At 57.6% G+C, this 498-nt stretch carries 1 pseudogene; it reads left to right on the top strand.

The features are described 5' to 3' along the window. Positions 1-300 precede the first annotated feature (300 nt). Positions 301-498: pseudogene (locus CDV44_RS28550) on the top strand (efflux transporter periplasmic adaptor subunit); the annotation flags it as partial.

Raw genomic sequence — 498 nt, 5'->3', positions numbered from 1 at the left:
GGCGACGCGATGGAGTTCTTGCGCAAGCACCTCACCCCCGAAGGTCAACGAACCGGAGACGTGAATCCGCGGTAAGCGCGCGCCCTCATCTGGCCGGGGCACGGCGCTGTAATTGTATCTGTCGCGGATACAAAGCAACCACGATTGATGTCTTTATCCCACGGGGTGCGACATCCATACTTCGGCCTATACGAACTGGAAAGACTGCAAGTGAAACCCGTCGGGTTTCCCGGTGATTTCCGAAATGAAAACTCACTCGCGTTATTCGAGAACACCTTGTTTTATTAAGGAGTACTACCTATGATTCGCAATCACAAGCTGTTCTACAGCTCATTGAGCGCGCTTGCGCTCGCTAGCGTGATCGCCGTAGCGGGCATCGCGCGTCATGAGGCGTCTCCGGTAGGGGTCGCGCATGCCGCTGACGCACCGCCGCCAGCGGCAGAGGTCGATGTGGCGGCCGTGATCTCACGCACGATCACCGAGTGGCAGAGCTATTCC

Source organism: Pandoraea sp. PE-S2R-1, assembly GCF_002179865.1.
In the GTDB taxonomy this organism is placed as follows: Bacteria; Pseudomonadota; Gammaproteobacteria; order Burkholderiales; family Burkholderiaceae; genus Pandoraea.
The sequence above is the reverse complement of the archived record's forward strand: the minus strand, read 5'-3'. Positions and strand labels throughout refer to the sequence as shown.